Here is a 12,802-nt window from a genome sequence, read left to right on the forward strand (position 1 = left end):
CTTATCCGGTGATCGGGCCGCCCCGGATCCTACGCCTCAGGGAAAGACCAGGTCGGTGATGCTGCAGGTATTCACCCGCCGCCGCTCCGATGCCTGGCCATTGTCATAGACCACGCGGATATCGTTCACGCATTGCCCGGCCGGCAGGCGCAGCACATAGGTGGCGCCGGAAGCGAGGGTGCGGTCGCCCAGCCGGTCGGCGCCCCATTCGTTCACGGTGGCGGAGGAGACGTAGATCTCGTTGATCGTCGTCGGGCTGTTGTTGGTCAGCCGGAAGGAGGGGTCGTTGGTCTGCGCCTCCGCCAGGCCGCTGGTCAGGGCAAGGCCGGCGAGCGCGGCAAGGATGGTGAGGCGGCGGGTGCGGGCCATGCGGGCAGAATCCTTTCTCATGCGGCCCGGGCCGGGCCGTGGCACAAGCTATCGTTCCAGCCGCAGGTTTTCCACATTCCAGGTTGAATAATTGTGAAGACCTCTCGCTAATCCGGCTTGATGTCCCCGGCGCGGATCACCGCCGCCCATTTGGCGATCTCGCTGGCGGTGAAGCGGGCCAGATCCTCCGGGCTGCCGCCGCCCGGCACCGCCCCTTGCGCCGCCATCGTCTCCTGGAAGCGCGGCGAGGCCAGGATGCGCCCGACCTCGGCATTCAGCCGTGCCACCACCGGGGCCGGCGTGCCGGCGGGGGCGTAGAGCGCGGTCCAGGTATAGGCGTCATAGCCGGCCAGGCCGCTTTCCGCGATGGTCGGCAGGTCCGGCCAGGAGCCGACGCGGCTCGTTGTGGTGACCGCCAGCGCCCGCAGCCGCCCGCCCCGCACCTGTGGGCCGGAGGAGAGCGCGCTGTCGAACAGCACGTCGCATTCGCCGGCGATCGCCGCCGTCACCGCGGGCGCGCTGCCGCGATAGGGCACATGCGTCATCTCGATGCCCGCCATGGACTTGAACAACTCGCCCGCCAGATGCGAGGGCTGGCCGGTGCCGATGGAGCAGTAGTTCAGCCGCCCCTGGCTGGCCCGCGCATGGGCAATGAACTCCGCCACCGTGCCGGGCGCGCGGTTGGTCGGCGTCACCATCAGCATCGGATAGACCACGGTGAGGATCACCGGCGCGAAACCGCGCACCGGGTCATAGGGGATGGAGGGAAACAGGCTGACATTGATGCTCTGCGTGCCGGAGGAGCCCATCAGCAGGGTGCTGCCATCCGGCGCGGCGCGGGCTGCCACCTCGGTGCCGATCATGCCGGAGGCGCCGGAGCGGTTCTCCACCACCACCGGCTGGCGCAGCGCGGGGGGAGAGCTGCTCGGCGATCATGCGCGACACCACATCGGTGGAACCGCCCGGCGGGAAGGCGACGATGATGCGGATCGGCCGGTCCGGCTCCCATGGCGCCGTGGCGGCCTGCCCGAGGGCCGGGCCGGCCGCGAGCAGCGCCAGGGCGCAGGGGATGGCCGGCAGCAGGCTGCGCCGTGGCAGGGGCCTTGGCATGGGCGTGGTTCCTCCCTCGCAAGCGGCGCCTTGCCCGGATCGGGCGGCGCCTTGGCGGGGAGCATGCGATGCCGCGCGGCGTGGCGGCAACCGGGCCCAGACCCTTATCGGCGATTCACGCCCTCGGTGCTTCCACCTCGGGCGATCGCGGCCTACGCCGCCGCTTCCTCCAGGAAGACCTGCACCGCCTGGAACAGGGCGCCGCGGTTGCGCTCCATCCACATGCCATGCGTGCCCTCACCCAGGATCACCAGGCGCTTGCCGGGCGAGTTGGCCAGCAGCGGGAACAGCGTGTTCGCCATATAGGGCGGCGTGTCCTGGTCCCATTCCCCGAGCACCAGCAGGGTCGGCGCGGTGATCTTCGCGGGATCGAAGAAGGGCTTGCCGGCGCCCCAGTATTCGCGCCCATCGGCGACCGAGCCATTGGGCGCGCGCAGCGCCGGCGGGTTGCGGCGCATGGCATCGGGGTCGGTGGCCCAGGTCACGCCGGACCAGTGCTCGAACCAGCCGGGCGGGACCAGGCCCTCGCGCTTGCCCTCCGGCACGCCGGCGCCGCGCCGCCGCCGCGCCGCCTCCATCGTGACCAGGCGATAGGCGCCAAGCTGCCCGCCGGGATCGGCCAGGCTCGGCGTCTGCCGCAGCCAGACCGGGGCGTAGAGCACCAGCCGCTCCACCAGCGCCGGATTGTCGGCGGCGAAGCGGCCCATCAGCGCGGTGCCCCAGGAATAGCCGAGCTGGGTCAGCCGCGGCAGCCCCCGCCGCTCCCGGATGAAGGCGGCGGCGGCGCCGATATCGGCCACCGCCGTCTCGCCCCGTGCCACCGGGGGATTGGCCTCGGGCGGCTGCGCCATCTCCGGCGGCCGGGTGCTGCGGCCATAGCCGCGGATATCCATGCACCAAACATCGAAGCCGCGGCCGGCGATGTAGTCCATCCAGGACAGGCCGCCGAGCGGCAGGTCGAAGGCGGTATGCGCCGGATAGGTGGCGCCATGCACCATCAGCAGGCTGCGGCCGGGGGTGAAGGCGTTCAGCGTTTCCGGCCGCTTGTTGCGGAGGAACAGCTCGATCCCGGCATCGCCGGAGGGCACCATGTGCTCCTCGGTCACGATCTGCGGCGTGGCCTGGCCCGCCCCCTGGGCCACGGCAGGTCCGGCGGCGAGGAGCGGGCCGGCGATGGCCGGGGCGGCGAGCAGTGCGCGACGTTGCATGGCGTCTTCCCTGGAGGCTTGGGGCCGCAGGCTAATCCAACCGGCCCCGGGCGGAAACGCCCGGCGTGCTTCGGGCGGCCTGCCCGGGCACGGGCAAGCGGAGAGCGGCGGTGGGCCGCTTCTGCTACAGGGGGCGCATGGATGGAACCGGGGAGGGCGTGCCCGCCATTGGCGCAGCGGCGCGGCTCCGTGCCGTTGCGCCCTGGCGGGTGGAAGCGCGGGCGATGCTCGGCCTCGCCTGGCCGATCGCGCTGACCAATCTTTCGCAGATCGCCCTGCTGCTGACCGATACGCTGCTGCTGGGGCGGCTGGGGACCGAGGCGCTGGCGGCGGCGACCCTCGGGGTCAATCTCTATTGGGCGTTGCTGGCGCCGCTGTTCGGCCTGGCGCAGGCGGCGGCGCCGATGCTGGCGCAGGCGCGCGGCGCGGGGCGGCGCACCGACGCGCCGCGGCGCGGCTGGATACGGGAGATGCGCCGCAGCGCCCGCCAGGCGCTCTGGGCGGTGGCGCTGCTCACCCTGCCGGTCTGGGCGGTGCTGTGGCATGCGGAAGCGCTGCTGCTGGCGCTCGGGCAGGAGCCCGGGTTGGCCAGGCTCGCTGGCGACTACATCCTGGCGCTGATGTGGGGGCTGCCGCTGTTCGGCACCTTCGTGGTGCTGCGCGGCTTCCTGGCGGCGATGGAGCGGCCGGAGGCGGCGCTCTGGGTCTCGCTGGCCGGATTGGCGGTGAATGCGCTGCTCGGCTGGCTGCTGATCCTGGGTGGCTGGGGCGCGCCGCGGCTCGGCCTGGTCGGGGCGGGGCTGGCGAGCACGCTGGCCAACCTGTTCATGCTGGCGGCGCTGCTGCTGGCCATCCGGCGGGACCGACAACTGCGCCGCTTCCGCCTGCTCGGGCACCTCTGGCGGCCGGACTGGCTGCGCTTCCGCGAGGTGTTCCGCATCGGCCTGCCCATCGCCGGGCAGATGTGGCTGGAGATCGGGCTGTTTGCCACGGCGGCGCTGGTGATGGGCTGGCTCGGCGCGGTGGCGGTGGCGGCGCATGCCATCGCGGTGCAGATGGCGACCACCACCTTCATGGTGCCGATGGGCATCGGCCAGGCGGCCACCGCGCGGGTCGGGCTCGCGGCCGGGGCCGGCGATGCGGCCGGCGCGGAGCGGGCCGGGCGGGTCGCGATCGTCATCGGCGCCGGCTTCATGGCGGCGATGGCGGGGCTGCTGGTGCTGGGCGCCGAGGCGCTGCCCTGGCTGTTCCTGAATGCCATGGATCCCGGCGCGCCGGCAGTGGCTGCCGCCGGCGCAATGCTGCTGGTGATCGCCGGGCTGTTCCAACTGGCCGATGGCGTGCAGGTGGTGGCGGCGGGCGCGTTGCGCGGGCTGAAGGACACGCGCGTGCCGATGCTGCTGGCCGCGGCGGGTTATTGGGGGCTTGGCCTGCCGCTCGGCCTGGTGCTCGGCTTCCCGCTCGGCCTCGGCGCCACCGGCATCTGGATCGGCCTGGCCGCGGGGCTGGCGCTGGTCGCCGGGCTGCTGCTGCTGCGCTGGCGCCGGCTGGCGGGCGCCAGCCTGCGATCGGCCCGGGTGGAAACACCCGGGGCGTGAATCGCCGGCGCAAGCGTGGCTCAGTCGCTCTCCGGCGGGATGACGTTGGTGCGCTTCCCCTCCACCAGCACGTCGCGCATGGTCTCCACGCCCTTCACCCGGATGTCCTGCCAGGCCTCCGGCGAATGGAAGGCGATATGCGGCGTGATCACCAGCCGGCCGGTCAGCCATTCCTCCCGCGCGCGATAGGCGCGGAGCAGGGCGGGAACGGGCTCGCGCGGCGGCTCCTCCGGGATCACGTCGAGCCCGGCGCCCGCCAGGTGGCCGTCGCGCAGGCAGCGCTCCAGCGCGTCGATATCCAGGATCGGGCCGCGCGCCGTATTCACCACCACGGCATTGGGCGGCAGTAGCCGCAGCTCCCGCTCGCCGATCAGCCCGCGCGTGCCGCGGGTGAGCGGCGCATGGATGGAGAGCACATCGGATTGCCGCAGCAATTCCTCCAGCGTGCGGGCGCGCTGGATGCCCACGGCACGGTCATAGCCATTCGGCAGATAGGGGTCGTGGAACACCACGCGATAGCCGAGCGCCTTGGCCCGAAGCGCCGCCGCGGTGCCGATGCGGCCGAGGCCCAGGATGCCGAAGGTCTGCACCTCCTGCCGGCGCACCAGCGGCGAGGGCCGCACGCCCCAGGGGGCGGGGTCGGGGCCACGCTGGGTATCGTGATAGAGCATCAGCCCGCGCCGCAGCGACAGCGCCAGCAGCAGGGCGAATTCCGCCACCTCCTGCGTGCCGTAATCCGGCAGGTTGCAGACGGTGATGCCGCGCTCCGCGCAGGCGGCGCGGTCCACCCGGTCATAGCCGACGCCCATCCGCACCACGACCTTCAGCTTCGGGAAGCGCGCGATCTGCTCGGCCGGCACCGCCATGCGGAGGGTCATCAGCCCGTCCACCTCGGCCAGCAGCGAATCCGGCAGTTCGGCCAGGCTGGATTTCGCATTGCCCTGCAGGATGCGCACGCCGGGGCCGAGAATCCCCTGCTCCAGCGCCGTATCCGCATAGAGCCCCTCGGGCTCGAGCACCGTCAGCGTCACGCCAAATCCCCCCCTGCACGTCAGGGGGCGGAGGATGCGGGCAGGCGGGGGCGGGCGCAACCCGCCCCCGCCTGCCATCTCAGAACAGCGCCGAGGGCGCCACCGTGCTGCCGGTGCCGCCCTTGATCTTCAGCGGCTGCACCATCAGCGCGAATTCGGACTGGCGGCGCTGTGCCAGCACATCCAGCTTCATGTTCTCCAGCAGGTGCACTCCATTCACCACCAGCGCGATCTGGTGCACCGGCAGCGAGGCGCCCGGCATGGTCTTGCTGGGCGCGCATTCCACCGGCCAATTATCAGCGCCCATCAGGATCGGGTTGCGCTGGATCACCCATTCCGCGGCCGCCACGCCAATGCCAGGGCAACTGCGGACATAGCGGGCATTGTCGCGTGCCCAGAGCGTGCCCCAGCCGGTGTGGAAGATCACCGCATCCGCTTCCTCGACCCGGATGTTCTGGCGCTGCTGCGCCTGCTCGATATCGGCCACTGTGATCTCGTAGTCGTCGCCCAGCACCGGCACGCCCTTCAGCGCCGCGATATCCAGCATCACGCCGCGGGTGAAGATGGTGCCCACCGTATCCACGCCCATTTCGGTGAAGCCGCCACGGCTGGTGATGGAAGGAACGTTGACGCAGTTATAGGCCTCGTCGCCGATATTCTGGTGCGGGAAGGCGTCGAGCTGGGTGCCGACCTGGCCGATCTCGGTGACGACCAGCTCCTCGTTCGAGCCGCGCCGGTTGGCCTCCGGGTTCATGAAGGTGCGCTTCAGGTGCACGTCGAAGCGGCGGGTGCCGAAGAAGGGCATGTCCTGCGCCAGCACATGCCCGAGTTCCACGATCTCGCCGGTGCGGATCAGGCCGGCGGCGCGCTTCGCCCGCTCCGGCGTCATCAGGTTCATGGCGCCGCGGCGGTCGTTCGGCCCCCAGCGCGAGGGGCAGCGCTGCGCTGCCGCGGGCGGGCTCCAGCCTGCGGCGCCTTGCGCCTGCACCGGCGTGGCGGTCAGGCCGAGATGCGCTCCCCCGCAGGCGAGGCAGCCGGCAGCCCCGAACAGGCCGCGGCGCGACAAGGTCTTCATGCTGTTCTCCCGGATGCTATGCTGATTGGCGGCGATCCCTGCCGCGGGAACATCCTGGCATGGGGCGCGGGGGAAGGGGAGACGGATGACAGCACGGAAAATCGCGGTGACCGGCGCGGCCAGTGGCATCGGCGCCGCCACCTGCCGCGCCCTCGCCGCACCGGGGACCGCCATCCTGGTGCATACGCGCAGCAATCGCGAGGGTGCCGAGCGCACCGCCGCCGCGGTGCGGGAACGCGGCGGCGAGGCGCATGTCCTGCTCGCCGACCTGCTGCAGCCGGAGGCGGCCGCCAGGCTGGTGGAGGCGGCGGTCGCGACATTGGGCGGGCTGGACGTGCTGGTCTCCAATGCCGGCTTCGCCGACCGCACGCCGGTGGCGCAGCTCTCCGATGCGGGTTTCGCGCAAAGCCACGAGACCATCGCGCTGGCCTTCCTCCGCCTGGCCCGCGCCGCGCATCCGCATCTGCGGGCGGGGGCGGCGCCGCGGCTGATCGCGGTCTCCTCCTTCGTGGCGCATGTCTTCCGCACGGATACGCCGACCTTCCCCGCCTCCGCCGCCGCCAAGGCCGCGATGGAGGCGCTGGTGCGGGCGTTGGCGATCGAATGGGCGCCGGCGGTCACGGTGAATGCCGTGGTGCCCGGCTATACGCGCAAGGACCCCGGCGCGCATGCCGCGCTCGCGCCGCAGCAATGGGAGCAGACCCTGGCGCGCATCCCACTCGCCCGGCTCGGCACGCCGGAGGACCTGGCGGCGGCGATCGCCTTCCTGGCCTCGCCGGGGGCGGGCTACATCACCGGCCAGTGCCTGCATGTGGATGGCGGCATCACGGCCTGACGGCCCGCGGTCAGGCCGCCACGCAGCCCTGCGGCTTCACCTTCCGCAGCGTGCTGGCCGGATGCTTCGCCAGCCGCTCCGCCGGGCGCACCGGCCGCCGCACCAGCTCGCCCGTGCAATTCGGACAGCGCCCGGCCAGCACCCCCTCCGCGCAGCCGCGGCAGAAGGTGCATTCATAGGAGCAGATGCGCGCCTCCAGGCTCTCGGGCGGCAGGTCGGTGCCGCAGCATTCGCAGCAGGGGCGGAGTTCGAGCATGGTGGGCCTCCCGTTTCCGCCAGGGTCGGCGCCGGCCGGCCGGAAGGTCAATAGCTGATTGGACTTGCCCGGCTTTGCTGGAGCAGTGGCTCCGCATCCGGCGGTTCGGATGCGCGGCTTGTTGCGCATCTGCCGCAATGCCTGCCTTCCCGGGCCAATGCGCAGAGGCGGCGCCGGAACTCCAGCGCCGCCTTCATCGCGGTTCCCGCGATCCGCGCACTGCCGGTCATGCGGGAGTGGACCAGGCTAGTCGTTCTTGTGGCTCTTGTGGCCGCCCTTCCGGCCCGCTTCGGCGGCGCGGGCGGGATCATTGGCGAAGTTGTTCGGGTCGTGCGCCTTGCCGCTGCCCACGGTTTCCTGCGACACGCCCTTCTTGCCTTCCGCTGAAGGGTGGCCGTGGCCCTTTTTCGCGTCCTGCTTGTGGGACTGGTCGTGCGCCATCGGCTCGCTCCATCTGCCCGACAGGCAGGGGCACCTGTCAGTTCAGCCGGAAGAAACGTCCCCCGCGGCGGCAGGTTCGATGCGGCGCGGGCTCCACGCCATTGATTCGCCTATTCGAGTTCGATTCCGGCGCGGCGCATGAGTTCCCGGTTCAGCGCCGCGTCGCGCGTGATGCGCTCGCGCATCGCAGCGGCACCCTGCGGCGGGCGGACCAGGCCGAGATTATCCATCAGCGTGCGGGCGGCAGGCTTGGCGAAGGCCGCGGCGGAGGCCCCTTCCAGCACCGCGAGCACGGGTTGTGGCGTGCCCGCGGGTGCCGAGAGGCTCCACCAGGCGCTGACGAGGAAGTCCGGCTGGCCCAATTCGATGAGGGTCGGGACATCGGGCATGACGGGCAGACGCTCGCGGGCCGGCGTGGCCAGGGCGCGCAGCCGGCCCTCCTGGACATGCGGCTTCGCCGGGGCGAGGGTCGAGAACATCAGATCGAGCCTGCCGGCAAGCGTCTCGGTCAGCGCCGGGGCCGGGCCGTTATAGGGCACATGCAACATCTCGGTCCCGGTCCGCCCCAGGAGATCCACCATCAGCAGATGCGCGGTCGAGCCGACGCCCCAACTCCCGTAGGAGAGCTGGCCAGGGCGGCGCTTCGCTTCCTGCAGCAATTCCTCGAAGCTGCGCCAGCGCGGATTCGCGACCAGGAGATAGAGCGATTCGGCAAGCAGGGTGATATGCGCGAAGTCGCTGTCCGGATCGAAGCCAAGGTTGCGGAGCGCGAATGGCGCCTGCGCGAAGGTCGCATTGGTGCCGAGCAGCAGGGTATTTCCATCGGGGCGGGCGCGCGCCACATGCCGCGCGGCGAGCGTCGTCGTGGCACCCGGCTTGTGTTCCGAGACGAAGGTGCCGCCGAGTTGCTCGGCAAGGCCGTCGGTGAGAATGCGTGCCACCACATCCGTGCCACCGCCGGGCGCATAGGGCAGGATGACGCCGACCGTCCGGCTGCCGGGGTAGCCCCCCCCTGGGCACGTGCGCCGCGGGAGCCGGCCAGGGTCAGGGCCGAGGTCAGGGCAGCGGCCCCGCCCAGGATGGCGCGCCGACCCGGCTTCGCATTCCCCTGCTGCATCTTCTTCGTCTCCTCCCGGTATTCTGTCGCTGGTTCAGCTCCTGGATTGCGGCGCCGGAAAAAGCGGCGGCAGCCAGGGCGAGGCCAGGATGATCGAGCCGGCAGCGCGCAGCAAGGTGGCCGAGGCGGGCTTCTGCACCGGCGCCGGCTTCGACATCAATGGCGGTGCGCTGATGATCTGAAGCGCGGCCGCAATGCGTGGTATGATCCTGCCCATGGGTCCACGACTGCAATCGGTTCCGGAGCTTCCCGCAGAGCGCGGTGCTGTCGAAGGGCCCCGCGCCTTCGCCCAACCAGGAAGGAGCGGCGAACAACCCCATCCATCCCCGACCGCAAGGCGGGGCACTCCACCAACGCCAGGCAGGAAACCGAAGAGATGAGCCTCGTCGAGACCGAACGTCACGGACAAGTCCTTGTGGTGCGGATGAACCGGCCCGAGCGGCTGAATGCCCTCAACCACGAATTGCGCAGCGGTCTCGCGGCGGTCTGGACCGATTTCCGCCGGGATGAGGGGCTCGAGGTCGCGATCTTCACCGGGGCCGGCCGGGCCTTCTGCGCCGGCGAAGACATGAAGGAGTCCCTCCAGGACGGTGCGCCCGGCGGGCGGCGTCCGGCGCAGGAAGATCCCTTCATGTCCGGGGCGCTGGAGAAACCCGTCATCGCGGCGGTCAATGGCTTCGCGATGGGGGGCGGCTTCATGCTGGTGGAGCGCACCGATCTGCGGGTCGCGGTGCGCGGGGCGGTCTTCGAGGTCTCCGAGGCCAAGCGGTGGCTCCTCGGCGGCTACAATCACGGGCATATCGCGAACCTGCCCTATCCCATCGCGATGGAGATGGCGCTCGGCTTCCGCTTCACGGCCGAGCGCTTCCACGAGCTCGGCTTCCTCAACCGCCTAGTGGAGCCGGAGGCGCTGATGCCGAGCGCCCTCGAAATGGCCAGGCACCTCCTGACACTGCCGCCTGCATCGCGCGTCAACACCGTACACATGATGCGCCAGATGCGCCCGGCCGTGGGGCCCGATTTCCTGCGCCTTGCCGCCGCCCTCCACGACCACGGCGCGAAGAGCGACCTGATGGAGTCGCGGGCGGCCTTCGCCGAGAAGCGCGCGCCCCGATTCAAGGGCTGGAACGACCCGGAAGACCGCTACCGGCTGCCTTCGCTCGACGCGGCGGAATCGTGAGCGCGGCTTCGCGCGCGAGGCAAAGGGGGGGAGCAGTCCATGGCAGATGTGCTGGGCAGCGGGGAGTATCGCTACGAGCCGGTTCCCGGCTGGGGCCGGCTGCCCGAAGGCTGGTCCCTGAAGGAGGTCGGGGCCGTCGCCGTGGACAGCCAGGACCGCGTCTATGTCTTCAACCGCGGCGAGCACCCGATGGTGGTCTTCGACCGCGACGGCAACTTCCTCGCCTCCTGGGGTGAGGGCCTGTTCAGGCGCGCCCATGGCCTGCACATCGGGCCCGACGACATGCTCTGGTGCACCGATGACGGCGACCATACCGTGCGCAAATGCACGCCCGATGGCCGCGTGCTGCTGACGCTCGGCCTGCCGGACCGGCCCTCCCCCTATATGAGCGGGCGGCCCTTCAACCGCTGCACCCATACCGCCCTGTCGCCGGAGGGTGACATCTACGTCTCCGACGGCTACGGCAATGCCCAGGTCCATAAATTCTCGCCCGAAGGGAGGCACCTGTTCTCCTGGGGCGGCTCGGGGACGGAGCCCGGGCAATTCAACCTGCCGCACAATATCTGCTGCGATCCCGATGGCTGGGTCTATGTGGCGGACCGCGAGAGCCACCGGGTGCAGATCTTCGACGGCCAGGGCCGCTACCAGACGCAGTGGAACAACCTGCACCGGCCGTGCTCGCTGTTCCTCGGCAAGGGCAGGTGCCCGGTCTGCTATGTCGGCGAATTGGGGCCTGCGCTGGCGGTGAACATCAAGGCGCCGAATCTCGGGCCGCGCATCAGCGTGCTCTCGATGGAGGGCAAGCTGCTCTCGCGCTTCGGCGAATTGGGCGAGGCGCCGGGGCAGTTCTACTCGCCGCACGGCCTGGCCGTGGATTCCCGCGGCGACATCTATGTCGGCGAGGTCTCCTTCACCGCCTGGCCGCGCTACCACGACGGCAACCCGCCACCGTCCGAGGGCGTGCGCAGCTTGCAGAAGCTGCGACGGGTCTAGATGGCGGCGCGGATGGCCGAAGCGGCATGCGGCCCCGGTGCCGGAATCTCCGCCAGGTTCAGGCGGCGGGTGGCATGGTGCCGGCCAGCGGCGGCAGCTTCACCACCCGCCCGTACCAGGCTTCCAGCTTCGGGTGGCCGGGGCGCCAGGGCTCGTTCGCATAGCGGAAGTCGAGGTAGCCGAGCGCGCAGCCGATGGTGATCTCGCCGATCGTGGTCAGCGCGCCAAGCGTGGCGGCCTCCGCCTCCAGTACATTCAGCGCCCGGCTCACCTTGCCGCGCTGAAGGGTGATGTAGCCGACGCGGCCCTCGTCCTGCGGCAGGGCGATCTCCCGCCGGCGAGGCTGGCTGGCATCCATGATGCCGTCGCCCAGCGCCTGCTGGCGCAGCGCGGTCCAGCGCGCCGGACCGGCCGCGGGGAAGAGCTTCGGCGCATCCCCGAGACTGTCCAGATACTCGCAGATCACCGGGCTGTCATAGAGCGCCGCGCCATCATCGGTCATCAGCGAGGGCACCTTGGAGAGCGGGTTCACCGGCAGCAGCGCGGGGTCGGTCGTGCCGACGGTCCATTTCTCGATCCGGCCATCGAGGCCACGGGCGATGGCGCAGGCCATGACCTTCCGGACATAGGGGCTGGCTGGCGAATAGGCGAGCTTCATGGCGTGGCGTTCCCTCGGTGGAGCAGGCGCGACTGTCCTTCACCGCGCGGGTTCCGGCAAGCCGACCGAGCCCGGACGGACAGATGGGGCGGCCGATCCGTGCCTGCATTTCCAGGCCCTGCCAGCCCTGCTACGAATGCGGCAGCGGAGGGACGCCATGATCGAAAGCACCTTGGACATCGCGACCAGGGATGGTGCGATGGAGAGCTTCATCTGCCGGCCGGAGCGCGGCGGCCCCTATCCTGCCGTGCTGATGCTGATGGATGCTCCCGGCATCCGCGAGGAGCTGCGCGACATGGCGCGCCGGCTTGCGACCGTCGGCTTCCACGTCGTGCTGCCGAACCTCTACTACCGCGCCGGGCGCGACACCCTGTTTGGGCCAGGCGTGCTGCAGCAGGGCGATCCCGAGCGGGACCGCATGCGGGCCATCCGCACCCGCATGACCATTCCGCCGGTCATGGAGGATATCGCCGCCATGCTCGCCTTCCTCGATGGGCAGCCGGAGGTGAAGCCCGGTCCCGTCGGCTGTCACGGCTATTGCATGAGCGGCCCCTATGCCCTCGCCGCGGCGGCGCGCTTCCCGGACCGCATCGCGGCCGCCGCCTCCTTCTATGGCACCTGGCTGGTCAGCGATGCCGAGGAGAGCCCGCACCTTTCGCTCGGGCGGGCCAAGGGCGAAGTCTACATCGCCTGCGCCGAGCACGACGAGCTCGCCCCCCTGCCGATGGTGGAGGAGCTGCGTGGGCTTCTCGATCGCTCCGGCGCCGCGGGCGAGCTGGAGATTTATCCCGGCGTCCATCACGGCTTCGCCTTTCCCCAGCGCTGGTGCTTCGACAAGCCGGCTGCCGAACGCCACTGGGAACGCCTGATCGCGCTCTACCGCCGGCGGCTCGATCGCGGATGATCCCATCCGCCTGCCTGATTCCGGTCA

14 protein-coding genes are annotated in these 12,802 nt (G+C 70.9%); 5 read left to right on the forward strand and 9 right to left on the reverse strand.

Features of this window, described 5'->3' with window-relative positions:
* Positions 1-36: 36 nt before the first annotated feature.
* The 3 genes from KSF81_RS11190 to KSF81_RS11200 all read right to left on the reverse strand — a co-directional run bounded on the left by KSF81_RS11190 (position 37) and on the right by KSF81_RS11200 (position 2,687).
* Positions 37-369, reverse strand: coding sequence for a hypothetical protein (locus KSF81_RS11190; RefSeq protein ID WP_217379042.1), 333 nt, complete (start codon positions 367-369; stop codon positions 37-39).
* A gap of 107 nt (positions 370-476) precedes the next feature.
* On the reverse strand, positions 477-1,265 hold the full coding sequence (locus KSF81_RS11195) for a tripartite tricarboxylate transporter substrate-binding protein (protein ID WP_309139539.1): 789 nt from the start codon (positions 1,263-1,265) through the stop codon (positions 477-479).
* A 366-nt stretch (positions 1,266-1,631) separates the two neighbouring features.
* Entirely contained in the window at positions 1,632-2,687 is a 1,056-nt protein-coding gene (locus KSF81_RS11200) for an alpha/beta hydrolase (RefSeq protein ID WP_217379044.1), read from the reverse strand.
* Positions 2,688-2,845: 158 nt separating this feature from the next.
* Here KSF81_RS11200 and KSF81_RS11205 point away from each other — a divergent pair, with 158 nt between their 5' ends.
* Positions 2,846-4,285, forward strand: a complete 1,440-nt coding sequence (locus KSF81_RS11205) for an MATE family efflux transporter (protein WP_309139540.1) — start codon at positions 2,846-2,848, stop codon at positions 4,283-4,285.
* Between the two features lie 20 nt (positions 4,286-4,305).
* On the opposite strand, the gene KSF81_RS11210 is transcribed toward KSF81_RS11205, so the two are convergent.
* Together KSF81_RS11210 and KSF81_RS11215 are read right to left on the reverse strand one after the other, a co-directional pair.
* Positions 4,306-5,316, reverse strand: coding sequence for an NAD(P)-dependent oxidoreductase (locus tag KSF81_RS11210; RefSeq protein WP_309139541.1), 1,011 nt, complete (start codon positions 5,314-5,316; stop codon positions 4,306-4,308).
* A 79-nt stretch (positions 5,317-5,395) separates the two neighbouring features.
* A complete protein-coding gene (locus KSF81_RS11215) occupies positions 5,396-6,391 on the reverse strand; it encodes a cyclase family protein (RefSeq protein ID WP_217379046.1) in 996 nt (331 codons plus the stop codon).
* 85 nt (positions 6,392-6,476) lie between these two features.
* Between KSF81_RS11215 and KSF81_RS11220 the strand changes: the two genes are divergently transcribed.
* Positions 6,477-7,226, forward strand: a complete 750-nt coding sequence (locus tag KSF81_RS11220; protein WP_217379047.1) for an SDR family NAD(P)-dependent oxidoreductase — start codon at positions 6,477-6,479, stop codon at positions 7,224-7,226.
* Positions 7,227-7,236: 10 nt separating this feature from the next.
* Here the strand turns inward: KSF81_RS11220 and KSF81_RS11225 are convergent, their stop codons facing one another.
* The 3 genes from KSF81_RS11225 to KSF81_RS11235 form a co-directional block, all read right to left on the reverse strand.
* Positions 7,237-7,482: a DUF1272 domain-containing protein gene (locus KSF81_RS11225; RefSeq protein ID WP_217379048.1), complete on the reverse strand. Its 246-nt coding sequence runs from the start codon at positions 7,480-7,482 to the stop codon at positions 7,237-7,239.
* A 246-nt stretch (positions 7,483-7,728) separates the two neighbouring features.
* The gene (locus KSF81_RS11230) at positions 7,729-7,923 is read right to left on the reverse strand and encodes a KGG domain-containing protein (protein ID WP_254453467.1); all 195 of its coding nucleotides are present in this window, start codon (positions 7,921-7,923) and stop codon (positions 7,729-7,731) included.
* Between the two features lie 110 nt (positions 7,924-8,033).
* Positions 8,034-8,864 carry a tripartite tricarboxylate transporter substrate binding protein gene (locus tag KSF81_RS11235; protein WP_217379049.1) on the reverse strand — a complete coding sequence of 277 codons (831 nt, stop codon included), beginning with the start codon at positions 8,862-8,864 and terminating at the stop codon, positions 8,034-8,036.
* A 552-nt stretch (positions 8,865-9,416) separates the two neighbouring features.
* On the opposite strand from KSF81_RS11235, the gene KSF81_RS11240 reads away from it, so the two are divergent.
* Together KSF81_RS11240 and KSF81_RS11245 are read left to right on the forward strand one after the other, a co-directional pair.
* Entirely contained in the window at positions 9,417-10,220 is an 804-nt protein-coding gene (locus KSF81_RS11240; RefSeq protein WP_217379050.1) for an enoyl-CoA hydratase/isomerase family protein, read from the forward strand.
* A gap of 39 nt (positions 10,221-10,259) precedes the next feature.
* Positions 10,260-11,213 (forward strand): peptidyl-alpha-hydroxyglycine alpha-amidating lyase family protein, encoded by a 954-nt coding sequence (locus KSF81_RS11245; protein ID WP_217379051.1) that lies wholly within the window; start codon positions 10,260-10,262, stop codon positions 11,211-11,213.
* 58 nt (positions 11,214-11,271) lie between these two features.
* Here the strand turns inward: KSF81_RS11245 and KSF81_RS11250 are convergent, their stop codons facing one another.
* The gene (locus KSF81_RS11250) at positions 11,272-11,871 is read right to left on the reverse strand and encodes a glutathione S-transferase N-terminal domain-containing protein (RefSeq protein ID WP_217379052.1); all 600 of its coding nucleotides are present in this window, start codon (positions 11,869-11,871) and stop codon (positions 11,272-11,274) included.
* A 157-nt stretch (positions 11,872-12,028) separates the two neighbouring features.
* Between KSF81_RS11250 and KSF81_RS11255 the strand changes: the two genes are divergently transcribed.
* Complete coding sequence (locus KSF81_RS11255; RefSeq protein ID WP_217379053.1) at positions 12,029-12,775, forward strand: dienelactone hydrolase family protein; 747 nt, start codon at positions 12,029-12,031, stop codon at positions 12,773-12,775.
* The last annotated feature ends 27 nt before the right edge of the window (positions 12,776-12,802 follow it).

The organism is Siccirubricoccus sp. G192, assembly GCF_019084075.1.
Taxonomy (GTDB): Bacteria; Pseudomonadota; Alphaproteobacteria; order Acetobacterales; family Acetobacteraceae; genus G192.

Coding starts and splice junctions, on each gene's coding strand:
- KSF81_RS11190 (WP_217379042.1), bottom strand. CDS start 369: ATGGCCCGCACCCGCCGCCTCACCATCCTTGCCGCGCTCGCCGGCCTT.
- KSF81_RS11200 (WP_217379044.1), bottom strand. CDS start 2,687: ATGCAACGTCGCGCACTGCTCGCCGCCCCGGCCATCGCCGGCCCGCTC.
- KSF81_RS11215 (WP_217379046.1), bottom strand. CDS start 6,391: ATGAAGACCTTGTCGCGCCGCGGCCTGTTCGGGGCTGCCGGCTGCCTC.
- KSF81_RS11220 (WP_217379047.1), top strand. CDS start 6,477: ATGACAGCACGGAAAATCGCGGTGACCGGCGCGGCCAGTGGCATCGGC.
- KSF81_RS11225 (WP_217379048.1), bottom strand. CDS start 7,482: ATGCTCGAACTCCGCCCCTGCTGCGAATGCTGCGGCACCGACCTGCCG.
- KSF81_RS11230 (WP_254453467.1), bottom strand. CDS start 7,923: ATGGCGCACGACCAGTCCCACAAGCAGGACGCGAAAAAGGGCCACGGC.
- KSF81_RS11240 (WP_217379050.1), top strand. CDS start 9,417: ATGAGCCTCGTCGAGACCGAACGTCACGGACAAGTCCTTGTGGTGCGG.
- KSF81_RS11245 (WP_217379051.1), top strand. CDS start 10,260: ATGGCAGATGTGCTGGGCAGCGGGGAGTATCGCTACGAGCCGGTTCCC.
- KSF81_RS11250 (WP_217379052.1), bottom strand. CDS start 11,871: ATGAAGCTCGCCTATTCGCCAGCCAGCCCCTATGTCCGGAAGGTCATG.
- KSF81_RS11255 (WP_217379053.1), top strand. CDS start 12,029: ATGATCGAAAGCACCTTGGACATCGCGACCAGGGATGGTGCGATGGAG.